This window comes from Yersinia hibernica, assembly GCF_004124235.1.
In the GTDB taxonomy this organism is placed as follows: Bacteria; Pseudomonadota; Gammaproteobacteria; order Enterobacterales; family Enterobacteriaceae; genus Yersinia; species Yersinia hibernica.
Genome location: NZ_CP032487.1, coordinates 3,484,866 through 3,501,721, shown reverse-complemented (window position 1 = coordinate 3,501,721; position 16,856 = coordinate 3,484,866). Strand labels below are relative to the sequence as shown.

The following is a 16,856-nucleotide window of genomic DNA, read 5'->3' as shown; positions in this document are numbered from 1 at the left end:
AAGCGAGATCGAATATGTTTTGTGCAGCAAGAATGGGTGATGCCACCAGTTGTGGTGCTATATCTAATGGTTCACCCAATGTATTAATTAATGCGCAACCCGCAGCTGTTGCGGGTGGAAGCGCAGCATCGTCCTCGTTGGTTGGGGTGACCGCGGTGGTGACAGGTTCGGGAACCGTATTTATTAATAAGTTGCCGGCAGCCCGTGTGAGCGATTTGGCTGGAGACGGTGCAGTTGTTGTGAGCGGATCGCCCAACGTATTTATAGGCGGCTAATTGTCATGTTACTCGTATTGACTTGGCCGCATATTCCGCAACAGTTCCAGCTTCATGATGCTATTACAGAGAGCAATGCTATCTGTTTTAGTATGGAGAAAGGGGAGTTTACTCCCCATTCTGCGGGGGATGGCCAAAATGAAATAAGGTTTTACCGACATTCGTTTGCATCAATGATTGTTAATCACAGCAACGATTTCATCTGCATGGTCAACGGCAAAGAGTTGACACCAGGTGAACACTACCCCTTGTCATTAGGCGCAGAGATTAAGTTTGGTCATTTTGTTATTTCTGCCAAGAAAGCCTCAGGACAAATTGCGAGTCAGAGTTTTACCGACGACCAGTTAATGCTGGAACAAGAATCGCTGTTTGAGGCAATCGATCTACCTGAGATTGAAGATATCTTATCCCATGGTGGCCATTATATTTCTTATCTTGATGACGTTAATGAGACGTTAACTCCAGGGCTCAAGGAGCAAGATGCTCTGAAAAACTTGGAGCTGGAGTATAAGCGGTTTCTTATGTGGGGTGAGCAGGGGCAGAAATTCTCTGAAAAAGAGCAACAGCAAACAACAAAATTGTCTGCTAACGACGGTTTCCTGGAAAATATTAGAGAATGTGTGAAGGATAAAACCCTGACGGAATGTATTTTAGACTCAGGTGGACTGATTGAAAGAGTTACCAAGGAATTAGATGTTACTGATTATCTTGAAACATCCCAAAGTGAAGAAAAAGTAGACTTATTAAAATTGCTAGCTCCGGAACATATTATAACAAAAGAAAAAAGTAGTGTGCCTGCTTTGGTATTTCAGGAATTGTACAAATTAGGGCTTGATAGCCATTTATAAATTTTAATTTTGGATATAACTACATAATGAATACAACAACTTTAGGTGAATTATTGAAAAGTAGTTCGCTAGCGGCAATACAAGCTGATGTGATTAGTAAGCTGAAAACTAAGCCGACAGATACAGATACTCGAGAACTATTATTCAAACTTTATTGTCTTGACGGATTATGGCAAAAAGCGCTTTTGCAACTTGATACGCTCATTAAGTTAGCTCCTGACATGACGAAGCAAGCAGAACTCTATAAGAACTTGGTGTTGAGTGAAAAGTTGCGTGAAGAAGTATTGGCTGGGAAACGTGCCCCCGGAACATTGAGTCATGCCCTGCCTGAATGGGTTGAATTGATGCAGCAGGCCAATCAATGTTTGCATGACGGCGATAACGTGAAAAGTGAAGAACTCCGTCAGATGGCATTATTACAAGCACCTGAAAGTATAGGGGAAAGTGGTTCTGTAGAGTCGTTTTCCTGGATGACTGATAGCGATGGAAGAATCGGGCCAGTTTGTGAATTTATCAGTGCTGGCGGTTACCGCTGGGTTCCTTTTGCCGAAGTGCAATTAATGACAGTTTCCAAACCTAAAAATATTCTCGACCTGGTTTGGGCACCAGCACAGCTTACCGTAAATGATAAAGTTTGGTTCGGTTACGTACCTGCACGTTATCCATTAACCGCTGATGCTGATAATAACACCAGACTCGGTCTTAAAACTGAATGGGAACAATTGACGGATACTCTTTATATTGCTTCAGGGCGAAAAATGTTCATTACCGACCAAAATGAATACGCGTTATTCGACATTGAAGAGTTTAGGTTTAACGGACAGACGAAGTAATGGAAAAGAAAAGACAGTTTTTGCCTACTTTGCTAGAACGTTTGCTTGATGATGATCCTAAAAAATTGCTTGAGCCTCAAGATAAATTTTTTTATGACTCACGGACTATGCGAAAACTGGTGCAGAGAAATATCGCAGAGATACTCAATAATGCCAATATTGATGATCAGCTTGATGAACAGCGCCATAAATGGGTAGCAAAATCAGTATTAAATTACGGTATTGCACCACTGGTTGGACGATATTCAACCCCCTACAACTGGATGACGATTGAGCGAATTATCCGTGAAGCAATAATCCGCTTCGAACCGAGGGTTCTTGCAGAATCTCTGGTAGTGAATAAATTGCACAATGCAAGAAATGGTCTTGTGCAATTTGAAATTAGAGGACTGATAGCGTGGAATCCATACCCTATCGATCTATCAATAGAAGGTGCATATGACTTTGAAACCAGTCAAGCGGAGTTAAGAACGTTTTGAGCAGTGTATAAAGAGGTCAGCACATTTTTGCGTGCATATTGTTGCCTTTAATTTACAGTTAATATCTTCTGATACACTAAAGCTTATTACTTGGCCGGAGTTGAATTAGGGTATGGTGTACTGCTTAATTATGAACTTTGTTGAGCTGACAACCTTTTTCTTGAGAAAGGTCAGTTGAGTCATATTGAGCTTACAAGGAATAGAAATATATTAATGTGTCGGGCGTTTATCCTAATTTTTAGTAGTGCTATTTTTCTTTATAAGAAACAATATTATAATCAAACTCTACTATAGGAGTGGTATAAAACTGATGAGTAACATAGTGCTGGATTTATCTTTAGTCGAAAAAAGTTGTTTATATTAACCTTAAAACTCGCCCTGATCGGGATGACAACATCCAAGAGTTACTGCAGAAATTTAATATAGCAAAAGATAAAGTTATTCGCTTTGAGGCAATAGATGAAAAACCAGGCTATATTGGTTGTGCAAAATCTCATGAAGCTGTTCTGAAAATGGCCAGAGATCATGATTGGAATAATGTTTTGATTCTTGAAGATGATATTGTTTTCAATGAAGACATTGAGAGCATAGCTCTAGCTAATGATTTTCTTTCTATGCTAAAAATAGAAAAATGGGATGTTGCCATGCTGACGGCAAATTACTATCATGTTATGCCTTTTGTTAGTAATAATCATTTTCTTCGGTTGAAATCAGCCCACTGTTCCTGTGCTTATCTAGTGAATAAAGATTATTATCAGACTCTAATCGATGATGTGAGTGAAGCTGTCAGAAAGTTAGATGCAGGTGGTAAGCAAGTCCATTGTGCACTTGATTCACACTGGCTTCCATTAATGGCAAAAGATAAATGGTTTGGTATATATCCAAATTTTGGTTATCAAAAAGCAGGGTATAGTGATGTTCAAGGATATAATACAAATTACACATCAGTATTTCTGAAACCCTTAGAGAATATCACTGTGGGTGTTTACGATCCTTCATTGAACATATAGTTTATTTTTATTGCTAGAAAAAATGGGCCCCTCTCAAGCAATGTTATGATATATGAATGAGGCCTAAGTAAAAATCGGCAGCAAGTGGGTTTTATACCTGGCTGTCGATTGGTATTTTTTAGCTAGTGGCTAACATTGCGTATGAAAATGTTTTTTGACCGTGATTCGGTATACTATTGATTTCATTTTCATATAAAATCTGTTAGTCATCGATAAATTTCCCTTTTAAATTCATCATACTATGGTGATAGTGCCGCGCGTGATTGATCATTTATATATCCTATCCATTGTTGCCGAGAAACAGCATAGATTGTCGATTTGTTGTAATGATAGACTTGGACAGATAAATTAAAATAAACGGTATGAATGCAGATATGTAAAATGAGCAATACATTGCTCTTAAAATGAACACTTCATCCGTGATGTGAATTTTTTCATTCAAAACCGTTTATTTTAAAATTAGATGTTCTATAGTGAATTTATTCACAAGTAGGTTATATATTCAGTATCTGAAGTACACATTAGAGCTTCGCTTATAGCCATATTTATCCCGTATATTTGACATGTAATGGCTTACAGTCTTTCGGGTTATATTGAGATGTTCTGAAATACTTTGATAGTCCATGCCCATAGAGGCCAGGTATAAAACCTGTTTTTCTCGTTTTGACAACTTTGGATGTGATTGAACATTTAAATCCAATGGAGTGTTATCATCATTATTTTTTTTGATCCAAAGAAAAAGTTTATTGAATATTGATGTGATCTCTACTATTGATGTGGTTTTACTGATCACGAAACGAGTCACCTCACTTAAGGTTTGATAATAAAGTGAGTTTATCTCGTATTGACAAAATACGATGAGGGGAACGTTGCTTTCCTGGCTATTTATTTTACTAAAAATAACACTTTGATTTTCTTTTGTGATACCATCGATATCGAATATCACAATACTTCCTTTATTTGTATCTATCTGCTGCAAGAATTTATCGTAGGAAGAAAATAAGTGAGTTGTTATCTTGTCTTTATCCCCTCCCAGAACTAAATTGTTACGAATAATAATTTGCAGTGAAAAAAGAAATAGTGAACTCTGACTAAAAATAATAACGTCACTCATATCACCCCCGCACTAAATGAAAGTTCAATTGGTGTCAATCCCAAGTAGAAGAATAAAATATGATAATTTCGGTCGTGACGCAAACTTAGTGTTGGTGTACTCTTTACCCTTTGGATGATTGATGGCAAAGATTGATGTGGTTTGTCCTCGCTGTTCTGAAACTCATGGGGTTATCCGAAACGGCCACTCCGGCTCAGGGGCGCAGCTCTATCGCTGTAACCAATGCCTGAAGACCTTCCAGCTCAGCTATCGCTACAACGGAGCTAAACCCGAAACCCATCAGGCCATCGTTGATATGGCGATGAACGGCTCCGGATGCCGCGATACAGCACGGGTTCTACGGATAAGCCTCAATACCGTTCTGCGTCATCTAAAAAACTTACGCCGCACCAGGTAGCGCAAAACGTAGAGCCTAGCGCAGAGGTGGTTATCTGCTGTGAAGCCGATGAGCAGTGGTCATATGTCCGCTGTAAAGGCAATCAACGCTGGCTGTTTTATGCCTATGACCGCATCCGAAAGCGCGTTATCGCCCATGTATTTGGCCCGCGAAATGCTTTGACATTAAAGCGTCTTCTGGTTTTGCTGAGCCAGTTTAGCATTGCCTTCTACATGACCGATGCCTGGCCGGTATACCGCACTTTATTGTCCTCAACCAGTCATGTTATCAGCAAGAAATACACCCAGAGGATAGAGCGACATAATCTGAACTTGCGAACCCATCTCAAACGGTTAGCCCGCAAGACTATCTGCTTCTCAAAATCAGAAGAAATGCACGATAAGATCATCGGATGGTATCTGACAATTAACCATTACCACTAAATCTGCGGCACGACCTATAATTGACACAACTCACCAAAAATATGATATTCCTTATTTCTATATATAGGAACATTTACAGTATTTCTTGACCAATCAACAAGAATATCTCTATTTCTTGGTAAGTCCTCAGTGGGCCTTGCTTTTGGTTTTATTTTAGGCCGTTCTTTGGGTTTTGAAATAGGACTTGGTTTTATTATCGGGCCAATAGGCGATGATTTAGGATTAACTCTTGGATTAGTAATGCTATCAGCACCGTCAATTCTCTTCTTTCCATAATATCGTTGTTTAATAACAGACCTATAGTGGTCTGCTATTGGCTGTAATCTATCTCTCACCTCTAAAAACAATGAACTATCAGTCCTTAATGCTGTTTTCGCAGTATTCCATGGCAATAATGCAGCATTTTTTGATATAAATTTTACCCAGCAAACGTATCCATTATATTCTGAATGCCATTTCGATGCCCATCCATAAGCTTTCTCAGTGCTTGCAGAAACTATGACTCGATCATTACAAGAGAAATATATACCAAAAAACTCTGTTAGTTTCCTGTTATTTGATAAACTATGCCCTTCTTCTCCGGGGAATATGTAGTCACTATGGATTCCTGTTTCAATAATAACTTCAACGCCATCGAAATTAATAATTTCTTGTGTTGGTGGGAATTCACACTCCTTTCTTAGCGTTGGTGCGATACCAATTACATTTACTCTTTTTTTATTTTTTACATGATGTAAAATTATTTTAAATCCTTTTTTTAAATATATCCCATATCTTAGTGAAAACTCTCTTTCGGCATTATTAAACCATCTTGGATTATGAAAATCATTTTTAATTTCATTTTTAATATTAGAAACAGAAAATAATGACTTTGCATTTCCTTTGGAAGGAACTATATCAGCATATATTGGATGATCTTCGTTTCCTCCGATACCATTATTATCAAAATATGATTTAAATGCTTCTACCCCATTATCAACATAAAAAGAAAAGTCTGTTCCCATTTTTAATAATGAACGTTTCAATCCTATTCCATATAAACCGATCCCATATTCATGTTGAGATGGTTTGTTAGTATATAAAGCACGTTTTGACAGCGTCTCTCGATCAATTCCAGAACAGTTATCTAATATTCTAATACTATCATTATCTATTCTAATGGATACGTAATACCCTTCATAAGACTCAGGAAGATTATCTTTCCCTCTTTTTCCACCTTTCTTTATTAATGACTCTCTTGCAGCATCTATAGAATTATCTACTAAATCAAATATAGCTTCTAACGTTGTAACATCTTTAGTCAATGCCTCTTCAAGAAATGTGGAACTAACACCAGTGGCAATTAATATACGTTCTTTTTCAAGATTATTTTCCATAATAATTATCCTACATTAGCTTTGTCAATACTGTCCCAGTTTATAGCAGAAATCATTAATTTCATTATATAATTTGATATTATTGGTGAAACGCTATTACCTATCATTCTGAAGCTGTGCCATTTAGTATGGTGAAATACAAACCAATCAGGAAATCCTTGAAGTCTTGCAGCTTCCCTTACAGTAATAACGCGACCATCATCTGGGTGAAGTGGTCTAACTGCCTGATGGCTACCTTTATCGCTACCAGTTCCGGCTCTCAATGTTGGACATAAACCATCCCATGACAATCTCTTTGACTTACTAACAGAATCAACAGATCCCGGTTTAATTGACGAATATCTTTCTTTCACCTTTGGTGAATGTTGAGTATTTAAAAATCCGCTGATCTCTCCCGAGATCAAGCGTTCTATAGCAACTGACCATCCCATGCCTTTAGGCGGAAGCTTCCTCTTATCTAAAGCATAAACGGAAAGTTTTTCATCTTTAACTTCTTTATATTTTTTCCAGCCAAAATCATTTTTATCATTATTTTTTGATTTTTCTAAAGGAGATTGTAAATCACTTATAGCATCTCTTACTGTATTAGTTTTACAGTTTATAGGAGCGAAGTCACTTTCTTCTAATTGTTTAACCATTTGGCTTGGTATATAGCCAATAATTACGACTCTTTTTCTTTTCGTCGCTGCACCATATTTAGATGCATCTAATATTATAGGGTTTAATACTTTATAATCTTCATTTAGGGTTTTTAATGCTGACTTAAGTTCATAAATATTTTTTTCATCCATTAACCCTTCGACATTCTCCATTATAAAGAACTTAGGTTTTATTATATTTACTGTTCTGAAAAAATGTCGAATCAATGATCGGCGAGGATCATTTATATCTGAATGTCCCATGCGACTGTATCCTTGGCATGGAGGTCCACCAATAACACCATCAACCTTTTGTGAAGAAAGTATTTTAGCCCATACTTCATCGTCCATAGACGACAGATCACCATTAACAACTTTAGTATTAGGAAAATTGCGAGTGTAAGCTGATTGAAGCGTGGCATCTATATCTACCGCAGCAATTACATCAAAACCAGCTAACTCGGCGCCGAGGCCAAAACCTCCACATCCGCAAAAAAGATCAACAACCACGGGTGCTTTACTCATGATTTTCCTATAGAAATTATTAAAAATATGCTTAGTATCATGCACTTTAAGTACGCACACAATACAGCGTTAATAAATAACTAACGAGATTGATTGGTAAGGAAGCGTTCTCACGGATAAAGTTTTGTAAAAAATGACATAACCTATTAATTTTTATTATAATTTTTCGTTTTGAAAGAATTGGTTTTGTATAAGCGAAACTCACCTTACCTCATATGTTATCGGTCAGTCGGTCGATTACATTCTTGACATAGGCTGACTCAATTAAGGTCACAATCTATGCGATAAATACAGGACAATAGTCACAACATCCTAATAGCATTATTTTATATGTTATTTTCAACATAATACACTGAATAAATAATCAACTGTAATTTTATCCAGCAAACATCTAAGCTACTATTGGAACATTTATCATTAAACATTAGCATGAAAACTATATGTTGTGTCAATTATAGGTTTTGACTCTACATATGCCAAATCAATACTTCTGTTATAAGCATTCAGGCCATGAGTAAAATACAAAACAAACATCTGGCAATGTAGCTTCCATTGCTGCGAAGACTTTAAATAACCCTAACTCCTTCCGCAATCCAGAGAAGTCTTGCGGGTCCTGCCCTATCCCAACGAGGAACACCAAATCAGAATGCGCTACAAGCCTTAGAACGAAAACCAAGACCATAACCTTCTGTTTGGGTCATTTAACACAGATCTCGTTGGAGCCGTAAGATCGCATCACTATCACGCAGCAATAGCCTTATGTTTCTGCACTTGAATATAATCACCCCACCATTGCATAAGTGTTGCCCGTTCAGCCAGATACTCTGCACGATTGTAAGCGGCTATAATCTCAGTGCTTTTGGTATGAGCTAAAGCTGATTCGAGCACTTCAGTCCTAAATTTACCGCTTTCTTCTGCAGCAGTCCTTGCTATAGACCGCATCCCATGAGCAACCAATTCACCACCTAAACCCATACGGATTAACGCTGCATTGGCTGTTTGCTCATGCATATGGGTCAGTGGGGTTTTTATGCTGGGAAATACCCACTCACGATGGCTGCTGATAGGCTGCATATTTTCTAGTATACGAAGAGCTTCTTTGCTGAGCGGCACCTTATTAGGACGTTTCATCTTCATAAATTCAGGGGGGATGTTCCAGATTTTGTTTTCTGTATCGATGTCAGCCCAACGCGCACGAACAGCCTCTCCGGGGCGAACCCAAGTAAGCAACTGCCATTCAATCAGCATACGTGTTTCCAGCCGTATGGAAGCATTCGCGAGAGCAACCATAAATCTTGGTAGTTCACTGGGGGGAAGGGCGGGCATATTTTGCTTTTTAGGTTTACTAAAACGCTGACCGAGGTTATCAGCAGGATTAAACTCAATAAGTTCTTCTGTCGCTGCCCAGCGGAAGATTTCATTCAAGCGGGAAATGATTCGGCGCAGAGTTTCCAATACACCGCGTTGTTCAATTGGGTCAAGATGCTGCTTCAATAACTTAGGCCGGATCTCTTTGATAGGAATATTGCCTAATCCGGGGAAGATATTTCGTTCAAGACTACGCCAGATGTCTACTGCATGGTCTTTGGATATACCAGATGTCTTTACCTTCTCATCTAACCACTTTCGAGCAACGGCTTGGAGCGTGTGCTCAGTAGCATCCTTTAATGCATTAGCTTTATCGTTGTTATGGACTTGTGGATCGATGCCATTGGCAAGTAAAGATAGGTATTCATCCCGCAAAACTCTTGCTCTTGCTAACGTGAGGTGGGGGTAGGTTCCGAGGCTTATCTTTGTTCGCTTTTTAGTTATTGGCACTGCATACCTGAAATACCAATTTTTCTTTCCCCCCCTTGATAGGGGGGCGATTCTTAGCATTAGACCATCACCGTCAAACAAGTTGATTTCTTTGTCTGCAGGTTTAGTGCTTTTGATTTCAGTATCCGTGAGTTTTTTTGCGAGTTTTGCCATTTTGGGACCCTCAAGTTTTGGACCCTTTGTGTTGGGTCCCAAGGAGGGTGCCATAAGTAGTGGTTTCTAGCAATTCTCAGTAGACCTTAATAGACGTAAAAAAGCCCGCAAGGCTGGTTCCATGCGGGCTTAGTAGACTTTACTAGACTTCGGTAAAACAAAAAGTGGTGGAGCTGGGGGGATTTGAACCCCCGTCCGAAATTACTACACCGTCGGCACTACATGCTTAGTCCAATCATTACATTCGCTGGCCAGCTGCGGATGGACACGCCACTGACAAACTATCCTGATTATTTTTAATGTTTCCACCCCAGGCAAGGCTTCCACACGAGCTCTTTTAGGTTTGACCTCTCTTGATCCCCGTCCTAAGAGCGGAGGCTAGGGAGAGAGGGCTCTAAGCAGGGTATTAAGCTGCTAGTGCGTAGTTTTCGTCGTTTGCGACTATTTTTTTGCGGTTTTTTACGAGGCCTCCGCACCTCGGCATGCACCTTGGGTTTCGCGAATCCCGTCGAATCCAGAATCAGCCCCAAAGAACTTCGCTAGTATAACAGAACTATGTCCTGCTAAGCCAGTGACTTAACGATTTGCGTGCTTCATGATGCGCGCTTTGTCTAACTTCCACTCGCGATCACGGATATCATCGCGTTTGTCGTTGTCTTTCTTACCTTTGGCTACACCAATTTTAACTTTTGTCCAAGCATTCTTCCAATAGAGAGAGAGTGCGACAACGGTATACCCCTCGCGATTGACCCGCCCAAACAGGGAGTCTAATTCGCGTTTGTTCAATAGCAGTTTACGGGTGCGCATTGGCTCACAGACAACATGGGTCGATGCCACGTTCAACGGAGTAATTGTGGCTCCAAACAGGAATGCCTCACCGTTTTTAAACGTAACGTAGCTATCGCTGATGTTGGCTTTGCCCGCACGCAGTGATTTTACTTCCCAACCTTGCAATGCAAGACCCGCTTCGAACTCTTCTTCAATGAAGTATTCGTGACGGGCACGTTTATTTTGCGCAATAGTCGCGGAACCGGGTTTGTATGCTTTTTTCTTTGTCATAGTGTTGATCATTATACTGTATGTGCAGACGAATGAAATCCTTTCCCGCAGGATGCCTATGCATTTTATTTCATTTGTTATATGGCATGCCTAGCAGATTTTTTGTCTGGCGGTAGATAAATGGTATTATCAGTGCGTTTTATGTCTCACAGGAAATGTTATGCCACAGATTACCCGCTCTGCGTTGGTTCCGTTTAGCGTAGAACAGATGTATCAACTGGTTAATGATGTTCGCTCTTATCCAGAGTTTTTGCCGGGTTGTACTGGAAGCCGGGTACTTGATGCTACTGAAAATGAAATGACAGCCGCCGTCGATGTTGCCAAGGCTGGAATTAGTAAAACTTTCACCACACGAAATACACTAACTGATAACCAGAGTATTAATATGCAACTGGTTGATGGACCATTTCGTAAGCTCATGGGAGGGTGGCATTTTACGCCATTGAGTGCGGATGCCTGTAAGGTTGAATTGCATCTCGATTTTGAGTTTACCAATAAGCTGATTGAATTGGCTTTTGGTAAAATATTCAAGGAATTAGCTGGTAATATGGTGCAAGCTTTTACTCAACGAGCAAAAGAGGTCTACAGTGCCTGATATTCGCGTAGAGGTAGTTTATGCCTTACCTGAACGTCAATACTTGCGTACTGTTTCACTTGAAGCTGAAAGCACTGTCGAAGAGGCTATCAGAGCTTCGGGACTACTTGAATTGCGGCCAGACATTGATCTGACGAACAATAAAGTGGGTGTCTACAGTCGCCCAGTGAAGCTTGCAGATAAGCTTAATGATGGTGATAGGGTTGAAATATATCGCCCGTTAATTGCAGATCCGAAGGAACTACGCCGACAGCGCGCCGAGCAAGCAAAAAAATAAGGCACAATCTGCGCCTTATTCTTGTTGTAGCCCTAGACTGCTGCTGAAGAAAAACGTGTGTTATCGTGTAATGACCCCAGCAATGATAGGCTTTGCGCCTAACACACGGATTCGTATTCGCTTCTTCAACTAATTTTGCAATCTTCGGATAAATTAATTTCCTGTTAACGTTGGTTCGTTTTTGATATCAGTCAGTACACCACTGCTATCAAAGGTCAACGTTAATGTTTGTTGTGTGACTTTCTCGTGACCAGGTTGCTGACGGAATACGTAGAACCAGGTTTTAGTGCCAAACGGGTCCTGAAGCATTGGCGTGCCTAAGGTATATGCCACTTGTTGCTGGGTCATACCTTTATGAATTTTGGACGCGTCATTAGGTGATAAATAGTTACCCTGATTAATATCAGGCCGGTAGACCACCTTCTCCAGCGTTGAACAACCCGCAGTAAGCATTGCAAGCATCACAGCGGCGGCAGTCAGCATTTTACAGCGCATAGTAATCACATTCCTTTAGGGCGTAGGATGACGATGATAATAGACCTTGCAGCAGTTGGAAACCTTTACAGGGCACCTGTATGACCTCTAGAAAGGAAAAAAGTTAATCTTTTCTATGCTGCAAGCAATTCTTTTGCGTTTGCCAAGGTGTTTTTCGTCACTTCACTACCGCCTAGAAGACGCGCCAACTCTTGCAAGCGAGCTTTTTTATCTAGCCGATGCATATGGGTTTCGGTTTCAGTGCCATCAGTTTGTTTACTTACAAAGAAATGTTGGTGGCCACAACCTGCAACTTGTGGCAAGTGAGTTACACACATCACTTGAGTCGATTCACCTAGCTGGCGCAACAGGCGGCCCACTATGGCTGCCGTCGGCCCACTGATACCAACATCGACCTCGTCAAAGATAAGTGCGGGGGTATCCATTTTACGCGCTGTAATGACCTGAATCGCGAGTGCGATACGAGAAAGCTCACCACCTGAGGCTACTTTAGCCAGCGGCTGTAGTGGTTGGCCTGGGTTCGTGGTGACGCAGAATTCGACTCGAGTGGCTCCTTCGGCACTAAGGTGTTCAGGTTCAAACTGGGTTTCAATCGTGAATTTGCCGTGTGGCATGGAGAGTTCATGCATACTTTCTGTGATTAGCGATGCCAATTCGTTCGCATAATGCAGGCGCTCTGCATGTAGCTTCTTAGCAATGGCTAATGCGTGTTGATAGTGAGTATTTACTGCATGACTTAGCTGTTCGTGATCATTTTCTTGCTGTGAGAGCTGTTCTTGCTCATCCAGCAACTGTTGATGAAATTGTGGCAATTCTTCCGGTGTAACATGATGTTTGCGCGCCAGATTTAATTGGCGTGATAACCGCTGTTCCAGTTCATATAGACGATTAGGGTCCATATCAAATTGTTCGGCATAGTGGCGTAATTCATCACTGGCTTCACTGATTTGGATTGAGGCCTCTTCCAGCATATTCAATAGATTATTAAATTGTTCGTCCATTCCCGCTAGTTCAGTCAATTGATGTTTGGCTGAGTAAAGCTGGCTGAGAATATTATTCTGATCATCATCAGACAATAACTGTAAGGTTTGTTGGCTGAGTGATAACAACAGCCCACTATTTGCCAACCGCTTGTATTCGATATCAATTTGTTCATATTCCCCAGCTTGTGGGGCAAATGAATTCAGCTCTTTTAACTGATATTGCAAGAGTTCATGACGAGCATTGCGCTCTAGCGATTGTTGTTGATGCAGTGCCAGAGCACGACAGCTTTGGTGCCAAACTTGATAAGCGGCTTTCATTTCAGCAAGTAAAGTTGATTGGTCTGCATAAGCATCCAACAATTGCTTTTGATGGTCAGGTCTTAGCAACAATTGATGGGCATGTTGGCCGTGAATTTGGATCAAATGTTGGCCCAACTCACGTAATTGAGATAAGGGCACGGCTGTGCCGTTAATAAACCCTCTTGAGCGGCCATCCGTGCCAATTGCGCGCCGTAGCAAGCATTCATTACTGTCATCAAGGTGATTGTTTTCTAGCCACTGGCGGGCTGATGGGGTATCGACCAAAGAGAAACGAGCGCAAATGTCTGCGCGTGTTGCCCCCAAACGCACCATACTGCCGTCTGACCGGCTGCCAAGGCATAACCCTAATGCATCTATGGCAATAGATTTACCCGCTCCCGTTTCACCAGTAATTGCCGTCATCCCGGGTTGAAAATCAATTTCTAACTCACGCACAATAGCAAAATTACTGATAGTTAATTGGGCCAGCATGGTAAATCTCCTGTACATAAACACATGTCTGTATTTGAATACAGTATAAACTGGTTTTATATACAGTAAAGTCCTTGAGGCACTTTTTAGAATAATTTTTTTGACCAGCCCAATTTTGTACTTAATGTATTGAAATAACTGTAGTCTTTAGGATGAATGAGATTGAGATGAAAATCACTGCGCCGGATTAAAAGCTCTTCGCCCTCCTGTATAGGCAGCGCTATCTGGCTGTCACAACTGATTTCCAGGTCGCTGGTGATTTGGGAGAACTTAAGCCGAATGGTACTGCTACTATTAATAACCAGTGGGCGTGCCGTCAGCGTATGGGGGAACATGGGAACTAGGACGATGGCATCCAATGTTGGTGTTAAAATTGGGCCGCCCGCAGAGAGTGAATAAGCGGTAGAGCCGGTTGGGGTGGCAATGATCAGGCCATCCGATCGCTGCGAAAAGGCGAAGCGGTCATCGATATAGACTTCGAATTCAATCATATGAGCCACTTTGCCAGGATGCAAAACGACCTCATTGATGGCGGTACTGATACGGCTTTGCTGATTGGTCCGGGTGACTTGTGCTTCCAGCAAGAAACGTTGTTCGCTGAGATATTCGCCCTCCAGTACATTGGAAAGTTGTTGCTGAGCATTATCGGGGTCTAAATCGGTCAAAAACCCTAGATTGCCTCTGTTGACGCCGATCACTTTGATATCATAACGAGCCAGTACCCGAGCGGCCCCCAGCATGTTGCCATCGCCGCCGACCACGACGGCTAAGTCAGCTTTTTGGCCGATATCAGCCAAGCTACCGGTGACCGCGTCGGTTAGATTGAGGTCTTTAGCAATTTGTTGTTCGACCATGACGTGATAACCCTTGGCGTTTAGCCAGTGGTAGAGCATTTCATGGGTGGCAAGTGCGGCCGGGTGCCGTGGGTGGCCGACAATACCAATACAATTGAATCTTTTATTATTCATTGCCGTGATTTTCCTCACTGGGGCGTCTTTTACCCCACATTATGACCGGTTCCCTTGAATCCCCGGTTTTGATCCCCATAATAAGCCAAGTAGCGAGATTAATGCTAAAACGCGGAGATATCCATGAGTAGTAAAGAACAGAAAACACCAAACGAGCAAGTCTCGGAAGAAATGGAAAATGCAGCAGAGCAGCAAGTGGAAGCGACACAAGAGACGGGTGAAGGTGTAGATCCGCGTGTTGCCGAGCTTGAAGCGCAATTGGCTGCCGCCGTACAGCGTGAGCGCGAAAGCTTGCTACGCGCCAAAGCTGAAGTTGAGAATATCCGTCGTCGTACCGAGCAGGATGTTGAAAAAGCGCATAAATTTGCCTTGGAAAAATTCTCATCTGAATTATTGCCGGTTATCGATAATCTGGAACGTGCACTGGATACTGCCGACAAAACCAATACTGAATTGACCGCGATGATAGAGGGTGTCGAACTGACCCTAAAATCATTGCTCGATGCGGTAGGTAAGTATGGTATTCAAGTTGTCAGCGATACCAATGTGCCGTTTAACCCTGAAGTTCATCAGGCGATGACAATGCTTGAATCTGCTGATCATGAGCCAAATCAGGTCATGATGGTGATGCAAAAAGGCTATACGCTAAATGGCCGTCTGTTGCGTCCGGCGATGGTCGCGGTATCTAAAGCGAAAGCTTAAGGTGTCTTGACAGTAAAAAGGCACCTTTGCGGTGCCTTTTTTTATCTGATTTTTTTGCGGGAACGGCGTTTTATTCTGCCGTTGGCAGCTTAGGTTGCCAGTCAATCGGTTGCTGACCATGCTGCTGCAAGAGTTGGTTTGCTTGTGAAAAGTGTTTGCAACCAAGGAAACCACGATGTGCTGAGAGTGGTGATGGGTGCGGTGCTTTTAAAATAAAATGGCGCTGGGTATCAATGATACGGCCCTTTTTCTGAGCATGCGCTCCCCATAGCATAAAAATTATGCCATCACGATGTTCATTCAATGCAGCAATGACTTTATCGGTAAAGGTTTCCCAGCCAAGGTTGGCGTGAGAGTGTGCATTGCCTGCTTCAACAGTCAGCACCGTATTGAGTAGCAATACCCCTTGCTCGGCCCAGCTTTGTAGAAAGCCATGATTAGGGCGCTGGAAGCCGGGGATATCAGTCGCCAGTTCTTTGTAAATATTGACCAGAGAGGGCGGTGCAGGAACACCCGGCAAGACTGAAAATGATAATCCATGCGCCTGATTAGGGCCGTGATAAGGATCTTGACCCAAAATAACCACTTTAACTTGATCCAGTTCGGTCAGGCGGAAAGCATTAAAGACATCTTTTTGTGCCGGATAGATAGTTTTGCCAGCATGGCGCTCTGCCGCGACATAGGCCAGAGTATCTTTAAAATAGGGTTGCTCTTTTTCCTGGCCGATCACATCGTGCCAGCTAAGGGAAGCGGGCATAAACACTCTCCTTGGTGTCGGTAAGATATTGATGTGCACTAGCTTACCGGTTCAAACCGGTGAGTGAAACCGTTAAACCTGAGTCTGTGACGTGATGGTGTTTTTTTGACCATTCTATGCAAAAAATGTTGAAAATTTACAAAAATAATTGCTATTGGTTGGATTGATAAAATTGATATAAAACATAAATTTGCTGCTGGCGTGATTGTCGTGGTGGTCAAAAGATTGATTTAAGTCAAAGAATTGCAGCTGTCTGACTGGTATACAGAACAATAAGACAACAATGGTTTTACCAAATAACCAAGATAGTTTCTCCCCCTTGGAATTTATAGCCGTATTA

Annotated in this window: 18 protein-coding genes and 1 other RNA gene; 9 read left to right on the top strand and 10 right to left on the bottom strand. The window is 41.5% G+C overall.

From position 1 onward, the window contains the following. Positions 1–14 precede the first annotated feature (14 nt). The 5 genes from D5F51_RS16465 to D5F51_RS16445 all read left to right on the top strand — a co-directional run bounded on the left by D5F51_RS16465 (position 15) and on the right by D5F51_RS16445 (position 3,445). On the top strand, positions 15–275 hold the full coding sequence (locus D5F51_RS16465; RefSeq protein ID WP_129197920.1) for a PAAR domain-containing protein: 261 nt from the start codon (positions 15–17) through the stop codon (positions 273–275). Between the two features lie 5 nt (positions 276–280). After that, positions 281–1,123 (top strand): TagK domain-containing protein, encoded by an 843-nt coding sequence (locus D5F51_RS16460; RefSeq protein ID WP_129197918.1) that lies wholly within the window; start codon positions 281–283, stop codon positions 1,121–1,123. Between the two features lie 26 nt (positions 1,124–1,149). Further along, on the top strand, positions 1,150–1,956 hold the full coding sequence (locus tag D5F51_RS16455) for a type VI secretion system accessory protein TagJ (protein WP_129197917.1): 807 nt from the start codon (positions 1,150–1,152) through the stop codon (positions 1,954–1,956). Continuing rightward, a complete protein-coding gene (locus D5F51_RS16450; protein ID WP_129197915.1) occupies positions 1,956–2,435 on the top strand; it encodes a type VI secretion system baseplate subunit TssE in 480 nt (159 codons plus the stop codon). Before D5F51_RS16455 ends, D5F51_RS16450 begins: the two co-directional genes overlap by 1 nt. Before the next feature lie 512 nt (positions 2,436–2,947). Continuing rightward, positions 2,948–3,445, top strand: coding sequence for a glycosyltransferase family 25 protein (locus D5F51_RS16445; protein WP_245994811.1), 498 nt, complete (start codon positions 2,948–2,950; stop codon positions 3,443–3,445). Positions 3,446–3,947: 502 nt separating this feature from the next. On the opposite strand, the gene D5F51_RS16440 is transcribed toward D5F51_RS16445, so the two are convergent. Beyond that, entirely contained in the window at positions 3,948–4,559 is a 612-nt protein-coding gene (locus D5F51_RS16440) for a LuxR C-terminal-related transcriptional regulator (protein WP_129197913.1), read from the bottom strand. Between the two features lie 121 nt (positions 4,560–4,680). On the opposite strand from D5F51_RS16440, the gene D5F51_RS16435 reads away from it, so the two are divergent. Then, positions 4,681–5,378 (top strand): IS1 family transposase gene (locus D5F51_RS16435; protein ID WP_100273935.1). Its coding sequence is split into 2 segments (ribosomal slippage): positions 4,681–4,939 and positions 4,939–5,378, totalling 699 coding nucleotides; the frame shifts between segments, so codons are not numbered across the junction. Positions 5,379–5,392: 14 nt separating this feature from the next. On the opposite strand, the gene D5F51_RS16430 is transcribed toward D5F51_RS16435, so the two are convergent. The 5 genes from D5F51_RS16430 to smpB form a co-directional block, all read right to left on the bottom strand. Continuing rightward, on the bottom strand, positions 5,393–6,754 hold the full coding sequence (locus tag D5F51_RS16430) for an ATP-binding protein (RefSeq protein WP_129197911.1): 1,362 nt from the start codon (positions 6,752–6,754) through the stop codon (positions 5,393–5,395). 5 nt (positions 6,755–6,759) lie between these two features. Next, the gene (locus tag D5F51_RS16425; RefSeq protein ID WP_129197909.1) at positions 6,760–7,917 is read right to left on the bottom strand and encodes a DNA cytosine methyltransferase; all 1,158 of its coding nucleotides are present in this window, start codon (positions 7,915–7,917) and stop codon (positions 6,760–6,762) included. Between the two features lie 741 nt (positions 7,918–8,658). Then, the gene (locus D5F51_RS16420) at positions 8,659–9,888 is read right to left on the bottom strand and encodes an integrase arm-type DNA-binding domain-containing protein (protein ID WP_129197907.1); all 1,230 of its coding nucleotides are present in this window, start codon (positions 9,886–9,888) and stop codon (positions 8,659–8,661) included. Between the two features lie 165 nt (positions 9,889–10,053). Next, positions 10,054–10,416: a transfer-messenger RNA gene (gene ssrA / locus D5F51_RS16415) on the bottom strand. A 48-nt stretch (positions 10,417–10,464) separates the two neighbouring features. Continuing rightward, positions 10,465–10,947 carry an SsrA-binding protein SmpB gene (gene smpB / locus D5F51_RS16410; protein WP_129197905.1) on the bottom strand — a complete coding sequence of 161 codons (483 nt, stop codon included), beginning with the start codon at positions 10,945–10,947 and terminating at the stop codon, positions 10,465–10,467. 160 nt (positions 10,948–11,107) lie between these two features. On the opposite strand from smpB, the gene D5F51_RS16405 reads away from it, so the two are divergent. Together D5F51_RS16405 and D5F51_RS16400 are read left to right on the top strand one after the other, a co-directional pair. Then, the gene (locus D5F51_RS16405) at positions 11,108–11,542 is read left to right on the top strand and encodes a type II toxin-antitoxin system RatA family toxin (RefSeq protein WP_025379255.1); all 435 of its coding nucleotides are present in this window, start codon (positions 11,108–11,110) and stop codon (positions 11,540–11,542) included. Continuing rightward, positions 11,535–11,819: an RnfH family protein gene (locus D5F51_RS16400; RefSeq protein ID WP_025379254.1), complete on the top strand. Its 285-nt coding sequence runs from the start codon at positions 11,535–11,537 to the stop codon at positions 11,817–11,819. The genes D5F51_RS16405 and D5F51_RS16400 overlap by 8 nt, the downstream gene beginning before the upstream one ends. Before the next feature lie 153 nt (positions 11,820–11,972). On the opposite strand, the gene bamE is transcribed toward D5F51_RS16400, so the two are convergent. The 3 genes from bamE to nadK form a co-directional block, all read right to left on the bottom strand. Next, positions 11,973–12,314 (bottom strand): outer membrane protein assembly factor BamE, encoded by a 342-nt coding sequence (bamE, locus tag D5F51_RS16395; RefSeq protein WP_025379253.1) that lies wholly within the window; start codon positions 12,312–12,314, stop codon positions 11,973–11,975. Between the two features lie 113 nt (positions 12,315–12,427). Beyond that, on the bottom strand, positions 12,428–14,089 hold the full coding sequence (gene recN / locus D5F51_RS16390; protein WP_162301767.1) for a DNA repair protein RecN: 1,662 nt from the start codon (positions 14,087–14,089) through the stop codon (positions 12,428–12,430). Between the two features lie 86 nt (positions 14,090–14,175). Next, positions 14,176–15,057 carry an NAD(+) kinase gene (nadK, locus tag D5F51_RS16385; RefSeq protein ID WP_129197901.1) on the bottom strand — a complete coding sequence of 294 codons (882 nt, stop codon included), beginning with the start codon at positions 15,055–15,057 and terminating at the stop codon, positions 14,176–14,178. Between the two features lie 123 nt (positions 15,058–15,180). Between nadK and grpE the strand changes: the two genes are divergently transcribed. Further along, positions 15,181–15,759, top strand: a complete 579-nt coding sequence (grpE, locus tag D5F51_RS16380) for a nucleotide exchange factor GrpE (protein WP_025379250.1) — start codon at positions 15,181–15,183, stop codon at positions 15,757–15,759. Positions 15,760–15,829: 70 nt separating this feature from the next. Here the strand turns inward: grpE and ung are convergent, their stop codons facing one another. Continuing rightward, positions 15,830–16,516: a uracil-DNA glycosylase gene (gene ung / locus D5F51_RS16375; protein ID WP_129197899.1), complete on the bottom strand. Its 687-nt coding sequence runs from the start codon at positions 16,514–16,516 to the stop codon at positions 15,830–15,832. Positions 16,517–16,856 lie beyond the last annotated feature (340 nt).